A 16,924-nucleotide genomic window follows, 5' to 3' on the forward strand; every position below is an offset into this window, starting at 1 on the left:
GGAAACAACCTCAAAGAATGTTCTTGATCAGCGAATCGGCGGATTGATGATACGGCGCCAGACTCGATCCTGGATAGACCGCGTGGCGGTCGGATCATCATCCGGGACACAGACCATCATCTGACCAGTCGTGTTCTGGGTACTGATCAGTCGAGTTCCAGGCGGGCACTTGCCGGGGATGCCAACGCCGGTACCTGTTCCCATCTGCCCCCGCACAATGGCATCGATACCGTCGGCATTGGTGGCGTAGCCCACCACGGACGTATCTGAAGTATTCACCACACCATCGCCGTTCGTGTCATACATGGGTGTGTTCGGGTTGACACCATTGTCGGCGTCAAAGAAGAAGTTCACCCCCGAGCCGACGGACGCCTCGCACACCACCAGATTACGCGCTGGCGAAATCGTGCTCAACAATGCGACTTTGGATGTTGCCTTCTGAGGGGGATATATCAGCCGCAAGCCAGCAATGGCATCCATGTCAAGCACCCAGCCACGCTCTGAAGTCCAGTTCACACTGGTACCACCAATGGAATAGAACGTGGCTCCACCGGCTCCAGTTGTGGAAACCATGGTCCGCAGCGAAAGAATCGACCTGTCCATGGGGCGGGGCAGCGTGTCGGCTTCCTTGTCCCAGACACTGTAGATCGACTGCAAAGCTACCGAGTTGGCTTCCGCTTCCACGTCCAGGACGCCGGTTCCGAACAGCACCATCCGGCCGCCCCGGCTTGTGTCGAAGATCACGGGCGCTTGGGTGATCGGCTGGGGATTCAGCGCGGAATCCGTAGCCCGGAAGAAGGCTGCCCCACCAGAGACCAGGAAGCGGCTGCTTTCCGTCGCAGAATAATCCATCTTCCAGAGATTGCCCTTCAGATCGCCTGAATAGATCGTGGTGATCTGGCCACTGCTGTTGCGCACCACACCGACCCCGCCCAAGCCGTTCGAACCGGTTGAATCCAATGTGAGCGTCTGGGCTACCCCCGTCGCCAGATTCACCACAAACAGCACGGCATTGCCCGCATCACTGAAACGGCCATTCCCGAAAATAGCCACCCACTCCCCGTTGGGCAGGACACCCGCCTGGACGGGGGCGGTGATGTAACCCATGTCGGGATAGTTCAGATGGGAAATCTCCCAGCGGATGCTGGAGCCATCCAGACTGCTGCTGTTCGTGATGTCGAGAGCAAAGACTGCACGCCCACCTGCGCCCAGAGTACCCAACATGTAGTTGCGCCAGCTAGCGGACGTTTCACCAGGAGCGGGCACATAGGCGTCGGTTTCATTGAGCGGTCCGTCCACGTAGTACTGGTGGTACATCGCGGTGGTGCCATAGGTCTTGTCACTCAGCTTGTAAAGGTTGGGGTATACAGAGCGGGGTACGTAGGCAAAGATCTCCCGGCCGTCATCGGCCCCACCGCCCACCGTGCCCAGCGTGTCCTTGAATGCATGCAGCATGCCGTCATTGCCTCCCACGAAAAGGACGGCGGCACGAGACGCCTTCTGCGTCAGGAAGTTCGAGTAAGGGGTGCCGCCGCCTTGAGCGGGCGGAAGGCTGATGTAGCCCAGATTGACCGCATCCTTGACCAGCACCGGATTGGAGTTGATGAAGTCACCCAACAGCCCCTTGCGCGTGCGGAAAGGCTGGCTATCCCCTTCCTTGCTGCGATTGCCTCGCAGGAAATCAACAAAATCCGTGGTGTGCGTCGCCGCCACGGTACCCAAGGCCGCCTGATTGTCCGCTCCCATCGCTGCCCAGGTGAAGGCCACGGCGGATGGGGGTGAGGTGTCGGTGCGCCACGTATAGATATTACGGCTGGCTGCGGCGGGAACCTTGGCTTCCGCGTTCCAGCTCTGTGCGCCAGCCTGGCCCAGCTCATCGAGCGTGAAGGCCTGGATGTCACCATTCCAGTCGCCGCTCTTGTACAGAGGAACATATTTGCGGTTACCCGCCTGCAGAACCGTGGACGCCGTCGCCACACCGGCCTCACGCAATTCACGGGTCAGGGCCTGCCCGACGGAATTACGGATGGCCTCAGCCAACTCCTTGGGGTCCTTGGCGCTGATGTAGTTCCCGCGGCTGTTCAGTGCGGTGTGCCAGAGATCATCGATACGGTCTGTGCCCCAAACCTTGGACCCACTTGTCAAAGCGACAAGGTCCGTTGCAGGATCCAGGGTGCCACGCACCCCGAGGCCCACGGTCAAATTCACCATGTGCTGCCAGAAGGCCGGGTTTTCGGCCGAAGGCTCAACGATATTCGAGAGATCCGGCCGTAAATCAGTCTTCCAGAATTCCATGCCGTAATCGGCCAGGGTATCGGAGTTGCTGTCATTAAAAGGACGATCCGCCAAGTACTGATAGTTACGCCCGGGTCCGGTGATCACCGTACCGTTCGTGTTATCTGAATTGCCCACGGAAGTCGTCGTTCCGGACCAGTAACCATCCGTCACCAGAAGGTTATAGGAACGGCGACAAGCTTTGTCCGTCGTCGTGTTGACTTGGCCAGGATTGTCCGACCAGGGACCGCGCACATCAGCACGTTTGTAATACTGGCCGACGGTATACACGGCGCGCGGCAAGGGCGTCCCCCCATCGGCTGGCAAAGCATACAGCCAAGTGAAGAGATCGGCTTTGATCGTACTCGTGAAATCGCGCACACCCGCCTGGATCACCTTGGTCGTCACGCCGTCGATGCTGACGTCCGAGCCTTGGTTGATCCGCCCCCAACCCAAGCGGAAGGTATCGCCGGACTCACTGAAGGCCTCGGCAACCGACCCGCGCGCCAGCAGGTTGCGGGTCCGGTAGTAGGTGAACCAGTTGGCAAAATTCTGCCGTTCTTCGGCCTTCGTGCACACCGAACCCGAGCAGTCGGTACGGGCCGCATATTTGGTGAACGTCGTGCCATCAGCGGCGTTGATGCTGTATTCGGTGTAATTGCTGGCAACGGCAGGATCCGTATAGGCCCCTGCCGTTTTATTCAAGCGGTAGTAAAGCCCGGGGTCGTACTCAATATTGCTGCGGTTATTGCACCCTGTATCAGCCCCACTCCAGCACCAGGTTCGGCTGCTCGTGAAGGTGCGCTTGTTGGTGAGATTGATCTGGTTGTTCGTCTGATCCATCGGATCGCGCGGCGCGGCTGACACACTTACATCAGGCATGCGCCCACCCGCTGCCAGCGGCCAAGGCTGGTAACGAACCTCAGGGTTGTAATAAACGGTATTGGTATCCGGCGAGCGCATCAGTTTCTGCCGGTGATTGGTCGAACCGGGTTGGGCCGCCACTGTGCCCTGATAGTTCACATAATCATTCGAATCCTCTCCCGGATCCATCCTGGCGCCGTTACTTCCCAGCGGACTGGCAATGGTGTAGGCCCCGACATAAATTGTCACTTCGGGCATGTGCGACCACGTCATGGAACCTGAATCGTCCATGGTCAGCATGATGTTGGGCTTGACCCCGCCCCCGTCGCGGCTCATCAATGGGTATTGCGCAGGCTGCGCGCTCACGGAGATGGTCAATGCCAACAACCACACCGCCATGAACGCACCAAGCACAGACTTGGCTATGGGAGTAGCAAACTGATTTTTCATCTCGTTCTCCATCAATTCAGCATGACCGTGGACTGCAACCAGATCACGGATCCATTGGTCGTGAGTCCAGTGCCTGAAGCGGCACGGTAGTCCGTACTAAAGCCCCGGGCCGTGATGACGTAAGCCACATTGCCGTCAGCCATCGCCTGCTTCTCGACGACGCATTCGGGCAAGGTCGCCGGCCGGAAAGCGCTGTCGGTCGATTTGATACGGTTCTCAGGCAGCACCGTCTTGGAGGCAGAAGCCCCCCCCGCGCCGGTCCAGGTGCCCGTCTGGCTCCAGGCTGGCGTACCGCCAAATGTGGTCTGGACCAAGTTGACCTCCGCCAACGTGGCCACACGGCTGGCTTCAGGCTTGGTCAGTTCCGACTCGCAGTAACGCAAGGCAGCTTCCGCATACTGTTGCGCCAGGTATTGAACGCGAATGTTGTTGGTCAGCTTCTCACTGGAAGTGGCATTGCGTATGGTTGCCGCCGACGTGATGCCGATGATGACCAGCATCATCATGACGATGATCAGCGACACACCCGCCTGACGGCGTGCACCGTGATGCAGTTTGGCTGTAACAGGAATCGTTGACATCATGGAACCTCAAAAGGCCATCTTGTTGCGCAGTGTTGTCGTCGTGAAGTAGGCACGGCGTACAAAGAAATCAGCGGATGTGCGCTCCACCCCATCACAATCCAGGTAAGTCAGCGGGTCTTCAGAGTTCAGAACGGCCTCGCTGCTCTTCATCAGCAGGCAAACCCGCACGCTCAGAACGCGCCCCCAGTCGGAGACGCTGGAAGCGCTCACGTACTTGACGATCTGGCGAGGATTGGCTGCATTGGCCTCCCCGTACCAGATTCTCATGGCCTCAACGTTGTCGACCAGCGGCTGTCCCGCCGCACCTTGCTGGCTGGCACAGTAGAGTTCAGACTTGCCGCTTGCACCAGAGGACAGATAGAACCGGTTGTGCGCGATGTAATAAGTCGCCGTTCCGACGACGGTCGTGGGCAGCGTGTTACCGATGCAGTCGGACGGCACATTCGCTGCTGTCGGCACGGTATTGGTCAGGTCCGCCTCGTACACCACCTCGATCACATGATCGTCGGCACCTGCAACTGCACAAACCGTGTTATCCCAAGGGGCCGTCTGGTTGCGCCGAATCACGTTATCGAGCCCCTTGTCACAGCCAAAAATCGGGCGATCAGAATAGCTACGCGTAAACGTTGTACCGGAGACACCAGTGGGCTGCGCATAACCGGCCAGAAGAAGGTCGCGGTTCATGATGGTCATCGCGATCTGCGCGTTTTCATTCATTTCCGCATAAGCAGCCTGGACCTTGCCGGTCTTGCCCGAACCCAGGTAACTTACAAGTACCGCCCCAACCACGATCAGCCCGATGACCAGCGAGACCAGAACTTCGATCAGGGACAGGCCCTGCATCCGGGAGCGAAGGACGCGCTGTTTCATAGATTGATCCGGAAATAGCTGCAGCGGATGCTGAGGTCGCTGCCAGTGTTAAGGCTGTTGGGGCACTCGCTCACCAAAGCGGGTGCCTCGTCGGTATTCGCAACCGCTGGATCGCGCCAGACCACCCAGACATCCATTGCCACCTCCGTGCTCTGACGGCGCAGGAAAACAGATCATTCAGGCAGCTGGTTACGTACCATCATGCGCCACTGTGCCAAATCCAGTGCGGCAATCTGGGCAGGGGTACAGCTGCTGGCAGCCGTATTGCAAAGAGGAGACGGAAGTGTCGTTGCCGAGGACTGCGCAGAAAAATCCTCCACGTAGTCGTAGTCGCCAGCAAAGAAACCTGTTGCCGTCGGCGCCGCCACGCCCTTGTTGGCCCGGATCCTCTCCCCCATATCGTTGGCCAGTTGAGCCGCGGTGGCGCGGTACTGCGACATCTTGGTGTACCGGACGGACGAGGCGTTGACCCCCGCCAGTGCCAGCAAGGCAAAGGACGCCAGCACGATGGAAACCAGCACCTCGATCAAGGAAGCGCCCGCCATGCGCAGAGGCAGGCGTCGGGAGATGGTTTTCAGCTGCACGATGTCACCCCCTCTGCCCTGATCGTAGCCCGCCCCTGATTGGAAACACAGACCAGGCGGGCCGAGCCATCCGCAGGCGTGAATGTGAAAGTCTGGGCCGAAGCGCGTGCCCACCCTGCGGGCTGGTACACGATGGCCAATGTTGAAACCGATGTGGTCAGGGAGGCCAGGTTCGACTGCGCATCCTGGACTCGCAGGACGACATCCGAGGGATCAACAGTTCCGTCGCCATCATCGTCAATGAACACGATCCAGCCATCCTTCCAGCTGGCGGTCGTCGCACAGGATGTTCCATTGACGGAACTGCATATGCTGACGCGGGTGGTCCGCTTGATGGCTTCGGAGCGCGCAAAACGCAGATCGATGACCATGGCATCGACCGCAGACTGAACACTGCGCTTGACCAGCATCGTGCGGAAACTCGGAACAGCCAGCGATAGCAGTATCGAGGCGACCGCAACGACCACCAGCAACTCGATCAGGGTAAAACCAGATAGACGGCTTTTCATGCAGGTCAGCTTACTGCCGGCCACTTGCCGATGTCTCCCCTGTTCCGATGAGTGGCTCAGCCGGGACGCCAGGCGGTAGACTGGTTGGCATGGCGCGTTACTTTTTCACACATTCCCAACCATGATGGACCGTGCGCTTGCGCTCGCCACCCAGGCCCTGCGCCTGACCTCCCCCAACCCGCGCGTGGGCTGCGTCATCGTGGCCGCCGATGGCCAGCTGCTGGGCCAGGGCCACACCCAGCGCGCCGGCGGGCCGCATGCGGAGATCGTGGCGCTGCAGGACGCCGCCGCCAAGGGCCACGCCGTCCGAGGCGCCACCGCCTACGTCACGCTGGAGCCCTGCGCCCACCAGGGCCGCACCGGGCCCTGTTGTGACGCGCTGGTGGCCGCCGGCATCGCCAGGGTCGTCGCATCGATCCAGGACCCCAACCCCAAGGTGGCCGGCCAGGGTTTCGCGCGCCTGCGGGCAGCCGGCATCGAGGTCGAGATCGGCCCGGGTGCGGCCGAGTCACGCGAACTCAACATCGGCTTCTTCAACCGTATGGTTCGCCAGACCCCCTGGGTGCGCATGAAGATCGCCGCCTCGCTGGACGGCCAGACCGCACTGGAGAATGGCACCAGCCAGTGGATCACCTCGGAGGCGGCCCGGACCGACGGCCACGCCTGGCGGGCCCGGGCCTGCGCCGTGCTGACCGGTATCGGCACCGTGCTGGAAGACGATCCGCGGCTGGACGTGCGCCTGGTCGAAACGCCGCGCCAGCCACAGCTGGTGGTGGTGGACAGCCGGCTGGACACGCCGCTGGACGCCAAGCTGTTCATCCCCGGGCGCCAACTCTTTATTTATGCAGCCGTGATAAACGAGGCGAAAAAAACCGCCCTGCAAGCCAAGGGCGCTACGGTGATCCATTGCCCGGGCCGCCAGCCCGGCACGGAAAACAAGGTCGATCTGGCGGCCATGTTGCAGGACCTGGCCAGGCGCGAAATTAACGAAGTGCATGTGGAAGCCGGCCACAAGCTCAACGGATCCCTGGTGCGCGAAGGCCTGGTGGACGAATTCCTGGTCTATCTCGCGCCCAAGCTGCTGGGGGCGGGCCAGGGCATGGTCAACATCGGGCCCTTCACGGCGCTGGCGCAGGCCGTGGCACTCGAATTCCGCGACACCACCCTGATCGGCCCCGACCTGCGTTTGTTGGCCCGAATTCCCGGACGCGACAGTTTTTAGGGGATTACCTGCGAAAATAGCGGGATGTTCACCGGAATCATCACCGGCGTGGGGCGCATCGTCGCCAGCCACGACCTGGGAAGCTCTTTACAGCACGGCAAGCGCCTCGCGATAACCTGCCCGCCCGCGTATCTTGACGACGTCGGCCTGGGTGACAGCATCGCCCTCAATGGCGCCTGCATGACGGTCACCAGCCTGGACCTGCCCCTCCAGCAGTTCACCATCGACATCTCGGCCGAATCGCTGGCCCGCACCACCGGCCTGGCCCTGGACGCGCGGGTCAACCTGGAAAAAGCCCTGCGCGCCGGCGATCGCCTGGGCGGCCACATCGTGTCCGGCCATGTGGACGGTGTCGGTACCGTCAGTCTTTTTGCCCAAGTCGGCGAAAGCTGGGAGTTGCGCATCCAGGCTCCGGCCGAACTCGCGAAGTACCTGGCCTACAAGGGCTCCATCACCGTCAACGGCGTAAGCCTGACCGTCAACCGGGTGAGCGACAACGCGAGCGGGTGTGAGATCAGCATCAACCTGATCCCGCACACCGTCCAGAATACCAGCCTGGGCACGCTCAAGGCCGGCTCGGGCGTCAACCTCGAAATCGATACGGTCGCCCGCTACGTGGAGCGTATGCTGGGCGCGACCGGACCCGGCACATCACCCCGGCCCTGATCACCAGACCCCTCAAGAAAAACATGACCACCTCCACTTACGCCCTTGCACTGCCCCTGCTGGTCGCAGCCTTGGTTGCCACCGCTCCGATCGCCCGGGCCCAGGGCCAGGAACCCAGCGTCACGCCCTACCGGCCGACCGTGGCCAATCCGGCCGAACTTCCCGCACCGGGCTGGCTGGAACTGGAAGCCGGCTGGCAGCGGCAACAGGGTGGCAGCGACCGCCGACGCGACAGCCTGCCCGTCACCGCCAAGCTGGCCTTCAGCGAGCACTGGGGCGTGCTGCTGGGCACGGAACTCGGCCTGCGCAGCACCGACCTGGACAACAATCGCTACAGCGGCACCGGCGATACCACGCTGATCGTCAAGCACCTGATCGGCGGCGATCCCGGCCAGAACGGCGCCTGGGGCGTGGAAGCCGGCGCCAAGTCGCCCACTGCCTCGGAAAATCTGGGCAGCGGCCGGACCGATTACCTGCTGACGCTGATCTACAGCCTGGACGCCCTGGGCAACCGGCTGGACGTCAATGCCGGTGCCACCCGGCTGGGTGCCGTCGACCCCGGCCAGGAGCGCATGCAGTACGGCTGGGCCACCTCACTGTCGCGTCCGCTGAACGACAGCTGGGGCGTTTTCGGCGAACTCAGCGGCACCCGCAACACTGGGGGCGATACCACCCGCCAGTACATGCTGGGCGGCACCTACAACATGAGCAAGCGCGTGGTGCTGGACTTCGGCATGGCGCGCGGCCTCACCGCCGCCACGCCGGACTGGAGCGCCTTCTTCGGCGTCTCGCTACTGAGCGCGCGCCTGTGGTGAAGCGCCATCACACTGTCCTTGCCCCTTCCCCGACAAACCGGCGCCTGAAACCGACACCATGAAAACCACCTCTTCCAGCCAACCCGCGGCTGTCCCGATTTCCCCGGTCGAAGACATCGTGGCCGAGATGCGCGCCGGTCGCATGGTCATCCTGGTGGACGAGGAAGACCGCGAGAACGAAGGTGACCTGGTGCTGGCGGCCGACCACGTCACGCCGGAAGCCATCAACTTCATGGCCCGCTTCGGCCGCGGCCTGATCTGCCTGACGCTCACGCGCGAGCGCTGCGACTACCTGCGCCTGCCACCCATGGCTGCGCGCAACGGCACCGTCTACAGCACCGCCTTCACGGTCTCCATCGAAGCGGCCAGCGGTGTCACCACCGGCATCTCGGCGGCCGACCGCGCCCGCACCGTGCAGGCCGCCGTGGCCCCAACCGCCAAACCCGAAGACCTGGTGCAGCCCGGCCACATCTTCCCGCTGCAGGCGGTGGACGGCGGCGTGCTCATGCGCGCCGGCCATACTGAAGCCGGCTGCGACCTGTCCGCCATGGCCGGCTGCACGCCGGCCGCCGTGATCTGCGAGATCATGAAGGACGACGGCACCATGGCCCGCCTGCCCGACCTCCAGGCCTTTGCTGCGGAACACGGCCTGAAGATCGGCACCATCGCCGACCTGATCGAACATCGCAGCCGCCACGAATCGCTGATCGAGAAGATCGGCAGCCGCCCCATCCAGACCGCCTTCGGCGACTTCACCGCCCATGCCTACCGCGACAAGCCCAGCCAGGGCCTGCACCTGGCCCTGGTGCGCGGCCAGTGGGGACCGCAAGACACGGTGCCGGCCCGTGTGCACGAACCGCTCTCGGTGCTGGACGCACTCGAAGTCGGCCGCGCCATGCACTCCTGGAGCCTGGATGCTTGCCTCACGCGCATCGCCGCAGAGGGCCGTGGCGTCGTGGTGCTGCTGAACTGCGGCGAGAGTGCCAACCAGCTGCTGGCCCAGTTCGAAGGCACGGCGCGCGCCAGCCACGCGCCCGAGCGCGGCCGCATGGACCTGCGCACCTACGGCGTGGGCGCGCAGATCCTGCGCGACTGTGGCGTGCACAAGATGAACCTCATGGGCAACCCTCGCCGGCTGCCCAGCATGGTCGGCTACGGACTCGAAGTCACCGGCTATTTTCAAAAATAAACCAAGGAACCCACCATGTTTGGCGCCGACAAAGGCAATCTCGAACCCACCGACGCACGCTTGGACGGCCGCAAGCTGGCCATCGCCATCGTGCAGGCCCGTTTCAACGAAAGCGTCACCAATGCCCTGGCCGTCGCCTGCCGCGCCGAGCTGGCCGCACTGGGTGTCCAGACCAAGAACATCGACCACGTCATGGTGCCGGGCGCGCTGGAAGTGCCGCTGGCCCTGCAGACCCTGGCCGAGAAGAACAGCTACGACGCGCTGATCGCGCTGGGCTGCATCATCCGCGGCGAGACCTACCACTTCGAACTGGTGGCCAACGAGTCGGGCGCCGGCGTCACCCGCGTCGCGCTGGACTACCAGCTGCCCATCGCCAACGCCATCCTGACCGTGGAAACCATGGAGCAGGCCATCGCCCGCCAGACCGACAAGGGCCGCGACGCCGCCCGCGTGGCCGTGGAAATGGCCAACCTGATGGAAGACATCGAATGAACACGCCCACCGCCCCGCGCAAGTCGGCCACCAAGTCCGGCCGCAGCCGCGCCCGCGAGTTCGCGCTGCAGGCCCTGTACCAGCACCTGGTCGGCCGCAACGAGACCAGCGACATCGACCTCTTCACCCGCGACCTCTCCGGCTTCTCCAAGGCCGACGCCGCGCACTACGACGCCCTGCTGCACGGTTGCGTGGCCCAGGCCGACGCGCTGGACCGCCTGATCACCCCGCTGCTGGACCGCAAGCTGGCCGAACTCTCGCCCATCGAACACGCCGTCATGTGGATCGGCGCCTACGAGATGCAGCACTGCCTGGACGTGCCCTGGCGCGTGGTGCTCAACGAATGCATCGAGCTGGCCAAATCCTTTGGCGGCACCGATGGTCACAAGTACGTCAATGGCGTGCTCAACGGCCTGGCGCCCACCCTGCGCGCGCCCGAGGTCGCCGCCGACCGCGCGGCCGGCAAGACCCGGGCTTGACACGGCGCGCATGAAAATCGCGGCCCGCGCGCAGAAGATCGAGCCCTTCTACGTGATGGAGGTGGCCAAGGCCGCCTCGGCCCTGGCGCGCGAAGCCGCCCAGGGCAGCGCGCCCATGATCTTCCTGAACATCGGCGAGCCCGACTTCACCGCCCCGCCGCTGGTGCAGGAAGCCGCCGAACGCGCCGTGCGTGCCGGTCGCAGCCAGTACACCGACGCCACCGGCCTGCCTGCGCTGCGCGAGCGCATCAGTGCCTGGTATGCGCAGCGCTTCGGGCTGCAGGTACCGGCCAGCCGCATCGTGGTCACGGCCGGCGCCTCGGCCGCCCTGCAGCTGGCCTGCCTGGCCCTGATCGAGGCCGGTGACGAGATCCTGATGCCGGACCCGAGCTACCCCTGCAACCGGCATTTCGTGAGCGCCGCCGAAGGCACAGCCCGGCTCATACCTTGCGGCCCGGCAGAACGCTTCCAGCTCAGTGCCGACAAGGTGCGCGCCGCCTGGGGGCCGCGCACGCGCGGTGTGCTGCTGGCCTCGCCTTCCAACCCCACCGGCACCTCGATAGACCCGGCCGAGTTGCGCCGCATCCATGCAGTGGTGAAAGAACACGACGGCATCACCCTGGTCGACGAGATCTATCTGGGCCTGAGCTACGAAGAACGTTTTGGCCACAGCGCGCTGGCGATCGACGACAACATCATCAGCATCAACAGCTTCTCCAAGTACTTCAGCATGACGGGCTGGCGCCTGGGCTGGCTGGTGCTGCCCGAGGAACTGGTGCCCGTGGTCGAGCGCCTGGCGCAGAACCTCTACATCTGCCCCAGCACCATCGCGCAGCACGCCGCGCTGGCCTGCTTCGAGGCCGAGAGCCTGGCCGAATACGAACGCCGCCGTGCCGAGTTCAAGGCCCGGCGCGACTTCTTCATCCCGGCCCTGAACGAACTCGGTCTGAAAGTGCCCGTGATGCCCGACGGCGCCTTCTACGCCTGGGCCGACTGCACACAGGCTTGCCAGAAGCTGGGGGTGAAGGACAGCTGGGAGTTGAGCTTCGCCCTCATGCAGCAGGCCCATGTGGCCGTCACGCCGGGGCGCGACTTCGGTACGGCCGAGACCCACAAGTACATCCGTTTCTCCACTGCCAGCGCCCTGCCCCAGCTGCAGGCCGCGGTGGAGCGGCTGCAAAAACTTCTACGCTAAAAATCGTATGCCTTACGAACTGCCGATCCGCATCTACTGGGAAGACACCGATGCCGGCGGCATCGTGTTCTACGCCAACTACCTCAAGTTCTTCGAGCGCGCGCGCACCGAGTGGCTGCGCTCGCTGGGCATCGGCCAGCAGGCCCTGCGCGAGCAGACCGGCGGCATGTTCGTGGTCAGCGAAACCGCCGTCAAATACCACCGCCCGGCCCGCCTGGACGACGAACTATTGGTTACAGCCCGGCTGCAGGAAAGCGGCCGCGCATCCCTCACAATTGCGCAACAGGCTTGGCGCAAGACGGGAGGCGAGCCTGAACTGTTGTGCGAAGGCCGCATCCGCATCGGCTGGGTGTCCGCAGCGAGCATGAAACCTGAAAGAATTCCCGGCAGCATTCTGGAAACACTTCAATGAGCCAAGACCTTTCCATCATCCAACTGGTCCTGCACGCGAGCTGGGTCGTGCAGGCCGTCATGCTGCTGCTGGTGCTGGTGTCCATCACCAGCTGGGCCGCCATCTTCAGCAAGCTGTTCTCGCTGCGGCGCGTGCGCGAACTCAATGAGAAATTCGAGCGCGACTTCTGGTCCGGCGCCAACCTCAACACCCTCTACGCCACGGCGGCCCAGAAGGGCCATGCCAGCGGCCCGATGGAACGCATCTTCGTCAGCGGCCTGCGCGAATACCAGAAGCTGCGCGAGCGCCGCATCACCGATGCCGGCACCCTGCTCGACGGCGCACGCCGCGCCATGCGCGCCAACTTCCAGCGCGAGATGGACGTGGTGGAAACCAATCTCTCCTTCCTGGCTTCGGTCGGCTCGGTCTCGCCCTATGTGGGCCTGTTCGGCACGGTCTGGGGCATCATGCACGCCTTCACGGGCCTGGCCTCCTTGCAGCAGGTGACGCTGGCCACCGTGGCGCCCGGCATCGCCGAGGCCCTGGTGGCCACGGCCATCGGCCTGTTTGCCGCCATCCCCGCCGTGGTGGCCTACAACCGCTTCGCCCGCGAGATCGACCGCGTGGCCATCATGCTGGAGACCTTCATCGAGGAGTTCTCCAACATCCTGCAGCGCAACATCGGCGCGCAGCCGGCTGCGGCGCAGGCCTCCACCTTCTGAGGACCGCATCATGCCCACCATGGTCAGTCGCGGGCGCGGACGGCGCACCATCAACGAAATCAATATGGTGCCCTTCATCGACGTGATGCTGGTGCTGCTCATCATCTTCATGGTCACGGCCCCGCTCATCACTCCCAGCGTGGTGGACCTGCCCAGCGTGGGCAAGGCCGCGCGCAAGCCCGACCAGGTGATCGAGATCATCGTCGGCAAGGACGAGGCCCTTACCCTCCGGACGCAGGACAACAGCACCCGCATCAAGCTCGGCGAACTGGCCGCCAACGTCAAGCGCGTGCAGTCCGCCGCTGGCAAGGATGCCAGCAGCGCCGTGGTCATCAGCGCCGACAAGAGCGTCAAGTACGAGACCGTGGTCAGGGTCATGGACACGCTGCAGCGTGCCGGTGTGCAACGCGTGGGCCTGTCGGTGCAGATGGTGAATTGACACCAGGGCCATGCACACCGCCAGCCGCTTTGAATTCGATACGCCCCAGCCCCGCCAGGGCCTGCTGCGCGCCTACGGCCTGGCCCTGCTCATCCACGGCCTGCTGGCGGCCGCATTGACCTGGGGCGTGAACTGGCGCAGCAGCGACACCAGCCTCTCCGTCGAGGCCGAACTCTGGTCCGCCGTGCCGCAGCAGGCCGCCCCCAGACTGGTCGAGCCGGAACCCGAGCCGGCCCCGGAGCCCACGCCTCCGCCACCACCGCCCAAGGTCGAGGAGCCGCGCCAGAGCGAGGCCGACATCGCCCTGGCCCGCGAGAAGGAGCGCCAGGCCAAGGAAAAACTGGAACAGGCGCGGCTGGAACGGGAGAAGCTCGCCCGCGAAAAACAGGAACGCGAGAAGCTGGAGCGCGAGAAAAAGCTGGCCGAGGAAAAGAAGCGCAAAGAACTCGAAGAAAAACAGGCCAGGCTCAAGGAGCAGAAGGAAACCGAGCAAAGGGAAAAACTGCGCCAGGAAAACCTCAAGCGCATGGCCGGCCTGGCCGGCGCCACGGGCGCGCCCAACGCCACCGGCACGGCCCAGAAGTCTTCCGGTATCTCGTCCAGCTACGCGGGCCGCATCCGCGCGCGCATCAAGCCCAACATCGTCTTCCCCAATGAACTGGCCACCAATCCCAGCGCCGAGGTGGAAGTGCGCACCTCACCCGACGGCACCATCGTCGGGCGCAAGCTGCTCAAGAGCAGCGGCGTCCCCAGCTGGGACGAGGCGGTGCTCAAGGCCATCGACAAAACCGATACGCTGCCGCGCAACGAAGAGGGCGTGGTGCCATCGCCCATGACCATCATCTTCCGCCCGAAAGACTGAGGCCGGAATAAAAAACGCCCCGCAGTCTGCCGGGGCGCACAAGCCGTCATTCGACGGCACGAGGTGACACTCAATCGCTACGGCTCAGTCCACCGTCTCCAGCGCCAGCGCAGCAGTAGCCGTATTGGAAATCGGGATGTGGTAGTTGCCCGTGACCCGGCGCACGCTGGAGCCGCCGGCCGCAGCCAATGCGCCGCGCATGGCCAGCCACATCAGCAGCTCCACGCCCTGCGTGCCAGTCTTCTCCACCAGCTCATGCACGCTGAACTGCGTGGCCCACTCGGGGTTGGAGACCAGGCTGTCGAGGAACTGCAGGTCGAAAGCCTTGTTGATGAAACCGGCGCGCTCGCCGTCAAGCTGGTGGCTCAGGCCGCCGGAGGCGATCACCGCAACCTTCTTGCTGCTGTCCCAGGACTTGATGGCCTCGCCCACGGCCTTGCCCAGGGCATAACAGCGTTTGGCACTGGGCAGCGGGAACTGCACGGTGTTGATGCAGACCGGCACCACCGTCACCGGGCAATCCCCCTCGGGCCAGAAGAGCTTGAGCGGCAGCGTGCAGGCATGGTCCACCAGCATCTCCTGGCAGGTCACCACGTCGAACTCCTTCTCCACCAGGGTGTTGATGAGGTGCCAGGACAGGTCCAGCTCGCCCTTGAAGGGCGGCAGCGTGGGGATGCCCCAGCCCTCGTCGGCGTTGTTGTACTCGGGCGCGGCGCCCACGGCGAAGGTAGGCATCTTGTCCAGGAAGAAGTTCAGGCCGTGGTCGTTGTAGAACATCACCACCACGTCGGGCTTGTTCTTCGCCAGCCATTCACGAATGGGGGGAAAGCCGTCGAAGAAGGGTTTCCAGTAGGGCTCCTGCTGGATGCCCTTGTGGATGGCGCCGCCGATGGCGGGTATGTGCGAGGTGCCGAGGCCACCGATGAGTTTTGCCATGTCTGTTTCTCCTGAGGTTTCTTACTGACCGGCCGCGACCAGCTTGGCCCGGAAGGCTTCTTTCGTCATGCCGGTCTGCTGCGCGCCGATGTCCTGCATGTCCAGCTTGAAGATCCCGGCGAACTTGGCCAGGTAGTAGGCGTTGCCGCCCGCCGCGATCAGCTGCAGCACATTGCGCGCGCGGATGGCGGCGGCCTGCTGCTCGTTCAGGCCGTACTTGCGCATATAGCCCTCTTCGTCGGCCACGAAGGCCTTGCGGTTCTCCTCCGAGTTGAAGGAAAAACACATCTTGTTGAGCGCGTAGCCCTTGCGGGCTTGATTCGCGTCAAACAGGGTGGTGCCGGGAATCGGCTTTTCTGGGCTGCAGCTGCTCATTCAGGTCTCCTGGGTTGACGGGGGTCAAAACGGTATGGGGCCAGTATTCAGCAGCCATTGACCAAGATAAATACATGGATCAAGATATGACTCATGAGCAAATTCGATCATTTGGATCTGGATGGCCATTTGCTGCGGCTTTTGCTGGCCGTGGTGGAGGCCGGTTCGGTCACCGGCGCAGCCCAGCGCCTGGGCGTGACCCAGTCCGCCGTGAGCCACCTGCTGGACAAGCTGCGCACCATCACCGGCGACCCGCTTTTCGTCAAAAGCGGGCGCGGCATCGTGGCCACGGCCCGGGCCGAGGAACTGGCCGCTGAGGCCCGCAGCCTGCTGCGCCAGCTGCAGCATTTCGCCCACAGCGGCGACTTCGACCCCGCCCGCTGCTTGACCACCTTCACCATCGCCGCCAACGACTTCCAGCGTGACCTGCTGCTGCCCGCCCTGGCCGCGCGCCTGCGCCTGAGCGCCCCGGGCGTGGCGCTGCGCATCATCCCCTCGGCCATCCCGCGGCTGGACATGCTGCGCAACGACGAGTGCCAGCTCGTCATCAGCCCACGCCCGCCCGACGGGGCAGACATCGTGCAAAAGCGCCTGTTCGAAGACCAGTACCGGGTCTTCTACGACACCTCGGTGCGCGCCGCCCCGCGTGACGAGGCCGACTACCTGGCCGCCGACCACGCCACCGTGGTCTACGAACCCCGCCGCAGCCTGGACCTGGACCAGCACCTGGCGGCCAAGGGCCTGCAGCGGCGCTTCACGGTCATGGTGCCCACCTTCAGCGCCCTGCCCGCCTTTCTGCGCGGCACGCCGCTGCTGGCCACCGTGCCCGGCCTGCTGGTGCGCCAGACCTTCACGGGCCTGGCCAGCTGCGCTCCCCCGGTCACCTGCCCCACCATGCCCATGTACGCCATCTGGCATGCGCGCTACCAGCAGGACGCCGCCCACCGCTGGCTGCGCGCGCAGCTGGAGGCCGTGGTGGCGCCCGCGCTGGCCCACTAAGATGGCG

At 63.9% G+C, this 16,924-nt stretch carries 19 protein-coding genes; 12 read left to right on the forward strand and 7 right to left on the reverse strand.

The window, feature by feature from the left end:
• Positions 1–27: 27 nt before the first annotated feature.
• The 5 genes from HTY51_RS09815 to HTY51_RS09835 all read right to left on the reverse strand — a co-directional run bounded on the left by HTY51_RS09815 (position 28) and on the right by HTY51_RS09835 (position 6,135).
• Complete coding sequence (locus HTY51_RS09815) at positions 28–3,588, reverse strand: pilus assembly protein (RefSeq protein WP_174252568.1); 3,561 nt, start codon at positions 3,586–3,588, stop codon at positions 28–30.
• Positions 3,589–3,599: 11 nt separating this feature from the next.
• A complete protein-coding gene (locus HTY51_RS09820; protein ID WP_174252569.1) occupies positions 3,600–4,172 on the reverse strand; it encodes a hypothetical protein in 573 nt (190 codons plus the stop codon).
• Positions 4,173–4,178: 6 nt separating this feature from the next.
• Entirely contained in the window at positions 4,179–5,042 is an 864-nt protein-coding gene (locus HTY51_RS09825; protein WP_174254231.1) for a PilW family protein, read from the reverse strand.
• Between the two features lie 173 nt (positions 5,043–5,215).
• Complete coding sequence (pilV, locus tag HTY51_RS09830; protein ID WP_174252570.1) at positions 5,216–5,626, reverse strand: type IV pilus modification protein PilV; 411 nt, start codon at positions 5,624–5,626, stop codon at positions 5,216–5,218.
• Positions 5,617–6,135, reverse strand: a complete 519-nt coding sequence (locus HTY51_RS09835; protein ID WP_174254232.1) for a GspH/FimT family pseudopilin — start codon at positions 6,133–6,135, stop codon at positions 5,617–5,619. The genes pilV and HTY51_RS09835 overlap by 10 nt, the downstream gene beginning before the upstream one ends.
• Positions 6,136–6,256: 121 nt before the next feature.
• On the opposite strand from HTY51_RS09835, the gene ribD reads away from it, so the two are divergent.
• The 11 genes from ribD to HTY51_RS09890 are packed head-to-tail and all read left to right on the forward strand — an operon-like array spanning position 6,257 to position 14,607.
• Complete coding sequence (gene ribD / locus HTY51_RS09840; protein ID WP_174252571.1) at positions 6,257–7,357, forward strand: bifunctional diaminohydroxyphosphoribosylaminopyrimidine deaminase/5-amino-6-(5-phosphoribosylamino)uracil reductase RibD; 1,101 nt, start codon at positions 6,257–6,259, stop codon at positions 7,355–7,357.
• Between the two features lie 24 nt (positions 7,358–7,381).
• Complete coding sequence (locus HTY51_RS09845) at positions 7,382–8,023, forward strand: riboflavin synthase (protein ID WP_174252572.1); 642 nt, start codon at positions 7,382–7,384, stop codon at positions 8,021–8,023.
• Between the two features lie 23 nt (positions 8,024–8,046).
• On the forward strand, positions 8,047–8,838 hold the full coding sequence (locus tag HTY51_RS09850; RefSeq protein ID WP_174252573.1) for a transporter: 792 nt from the start codon (positions 8,047–8,049) through the stop codon (positions 8,836–8,838).
• 58 nt (positions 8,839–8,896) lie between these two features.
• Positions 8,897–10,027, forward strand: a complete 1,131-nt coding sequence (ribBA, locus tag HTY51_RS09855; RefSeq protein ID WP_174252574.1) for a bifunctional 3,4-dihydroxy-2-butanone-4-phosphate synthase/GTP cyclohydrolase II — start codon at positions 8,897–8,899, stop codon at positions 10,025–10,027.
• 15 nt (positions 10,028–10,042) lie between these two features.
• A complete protein-coding gene (ribH, locus tag HTY51_RS09860; protein WP_174252575.1) occupies positions 10,043–10,519 on the forward strand; it encodes a 6,7-dimethyl-8-ribityllumazine synthase in 477 nt (158 codons plus the stop codon).
• Positions 10,516–10,998, forward strand: coding sequence for a transcription antitermination factor NusB (gene nusB / locus HTY51_RS09865; RefSeq protein WP_174252576.1), 483 nt, complete (start codon positions 10,516–10,518; stop codon positions 10,996–10,998). The genes ribH and nusB overlap by 4 nt, the downstream gene beginning before the upstream one ends.
• Before the next feature lie 10 nt (positions 10,999–11,008).
• On the forward strand, positions 11,009–12,193 hold the full coding sequence (locus tag HTY51_RS09870; RefSeq protein ID WP_174252577.1) for a pyridoxal phosphate-dependent aminotransferase: 1,185 nt from the start codon (positions 11,009–11,011) through the stop codon (positions 12,191–12,193).
• Between the two features lie 7 nt (positions 12,194–12,200).
• Positions 12,201–12,605, forward strand: a complete 405-nt coding sequence (ybgC, locus tag HTY51_RS09875; protein WP_174252578.1) for a tol-pal system-associated acyl-CoA thioesterase — start codon at positions 12,201–12,203, stop codon at positions 12,603–12,605.
• Positions 12,602–13,306, forward strand: a complete 705-nt coding sequence (gene tolQ / locus HTY51_RS09880; RefSeq protein ID WP_174252579.1) for a protein TolQ — start codon at positions 12,602–12,604, stop codon at positions 13,304–13,306. Before ybgC ends, tolQ begins: the two co-directional genes overlap by 4 nt.
• A 10-nt stretch (positions 13,307–13,316) precedes the next feature.
• Complete coding sequence (locus tag HTY51_RS09885; RefSeq protein ID WP_174252580.1) at positions 13,317–13,745, forward strand: ExbD/TolR family protein; 429 nt, start codon at positions 13,317–13,319, stop codon at positions 13,743–13,745.
• A 10-nt stretch (positions 13,746–13,755) separates the two neighbouring features.
• Positions 13,756–14,607 (forward strand): cell envelope integrity protein TolA, encoded by an 852-nt coding sequence (locus HTY51_RS09890; RefSeq protein WP_174252581.1) that lies wholly within the window; start codon positions 13,756–13,758, stop codon positions 14,605–14,607.
• An 84-nt stretch (positions 14,608–14,691) separates the two neighbouring features.
• Here the strand turns inward: HTY51_RS09890 and HTY51_RS09895 are convergent, their stop codons facing one another.
• Positions 14,692–15,543: a class III extradiol dioxygenase family protein gene (locus HTY51_RS09895; RefSeq protein WP_174252582.1), complete on the reverse strand. Its 852-nt coding sequence runs from the start codon at positions 15,541–15,543 to the stop codon at positions 14,692–14,694.
• Between the two features lie 21 nt (positions 15,544–15,564).
• Entirely contained in the window at positions 15,565–15,918 is a 354-nt protein-coding gene (locus HTY51_RS09900) for a protocatechuate 4,5-dioxygenase subunit alpha (protein WP_174252583.1), read from the reverse strand.
• A 93-nt stretch (positions 15,919–16,011) separates the two neighbouring features.
• On the opposite strand from HTY51_RS09900, the gene HTY51_RS09905 reads away from it, so the two are divergent.
• Complete coding sequence (locus HTY51_RS09905) at positions 16,012–16,917, forward strand: LysR family transcriptional regulator (RefSeq protein WP_174252584.1); 906 nt, start codon at positions 16,012–16,014, stop codon at positions 16,915–16,917.
• Positions 16,918–16,924 lie beyond the last annotated feature (7 nt).

The organism is Rhodoferax sp. BAB1 (assembly GCF_013334205.1).
Lineage (GTDB): Bacteria > Pseudomonadota > Gammaproteobacteria > Burkholderiales > Burkholderiaceae_C > Hylemonella.

Bases quoted from the DNA above. Each gene is read 5' to 3' on its own strand.
- HTY51_RS09845 (WP_174252572.1), top strand. From the start codon at position 7,382: ATGTTCACCGGAATCATCACCGGCGTGGGGCGCATCGTCGCCAGCCAC.
- HTY51_RS09835 (WP_174254232.1), bottom strand. From the start codon at position 6,135: ATGAAAAGCCGTCTATCTGGTTTTACCCTGATCGAGTTGCTGGTGGTC.
- HTY51_RS09870 (WP_174252577.1), top strand. From the start codon at position 11,009: ATGAAAATCGCGGCCCGCGCGCAGAAGATCGAGCCCTTCTACGTGATG.
- HTY51_RS09890 (WP_174252581.1), top strand. From the start codon at position 13,756: ATGCACACCGCCAGCCGCTTTGAATTCGATACGCCCCAGCCCCGCCAG.
- HTY51_RS09905 (WP_174252584.1), top strand. From the start codon at position 16,012: ATGAGCAAATTCGATCATTTGGATCTGGATGGCCATTTGCTGCGGCTT.
- nusB (WP_174252576.1), top strand. From the start codon at position 10,516: ATGAACACGCCCACCGCCCCGCGCAAGTCGGCCACCAAGTCCGGCCGC.
- HTY51_RS09815 (WP_174252568.1), bottom strand. From the start codon at position 3,588: ATGAAAAATCAGTTTGCTACTCCCATAGCCAAGTCTGTGCTTGGTGCG.
- HTY51_RS09900 (WP_174252583.1), bottom strand. From the start codon at position 15,918: ATGAGCAGCTGCAGCCCAGAAAAGCCGATTCCCGGCACCACCCTGTTT.
- HTY51_RS09820 (WP_174252569.1), bottom strand. From the start codon at position 4,172: ATGATGTCAACGATTCCTGTTACAGCCAAACTGCATCACGGTGCACGC.
- HTY51_RS09825 (WP_174254231.1), bottom strand. From the start codon at position 5,042: ATGAAACAGCGCGTCCTTCGCTCCCGGATGCAGGGCCTGTCCCTGATC.
- HTY51_RS09895 (WP_174252582.1), bottom strand. From the start codon at position 15,543: ATGGCAAAACTCATCGGTGGCCTCGGCACCTCGCACATACCCGCCATC.
- ribBA (WP_174252574.1), top strand. From the start codon at position 8,897: ATGAAAACCACCTCTTCCAGCCAACCCGCGGCTGTCCCGATTTCCCCG.
- tolQ (WP_174252579.1), top strand. From the start codon at position 12,602: ATGAGCCAAGACCTTTCCATCATCCAACTGGTCCTGCACGCGAGCTGG.
- HTY51_RS09885 (WP_174252580.1), top strand. From the start codon at position 13,317: ATGCCCACCATGGTCAGTCGCGGGCGCGGACGGCGCACCATCAACGAA.
- ribH (WP_174252575.1), top strand. From the start codon at position 10,043: ATGTTTGGCGCCGACAAAGGCAATCTCGAACCCACCGACGCACGCTTG.
- ribD (WP_174252571.1), top strand. From the start codon at position 6,257: ATGATGGACCGTGCGCTTGCGCTCGCCACCCAGGCCCTGCGCCTGACC.
- ybgC (WP_174252578.1), top strand. From the start codon at position 12,201: ATGCCTTACGAACTGCCGATCCGCATCTACTGGGAAGACACCGATGCC.
- HTY51_RS09850 (WP_174252573.1), top strand. From the start codon at position 8,047: ATGACCACCTCCACTTACGCCCTTGCACTGCCCCTGCTGGTCGCAGCC.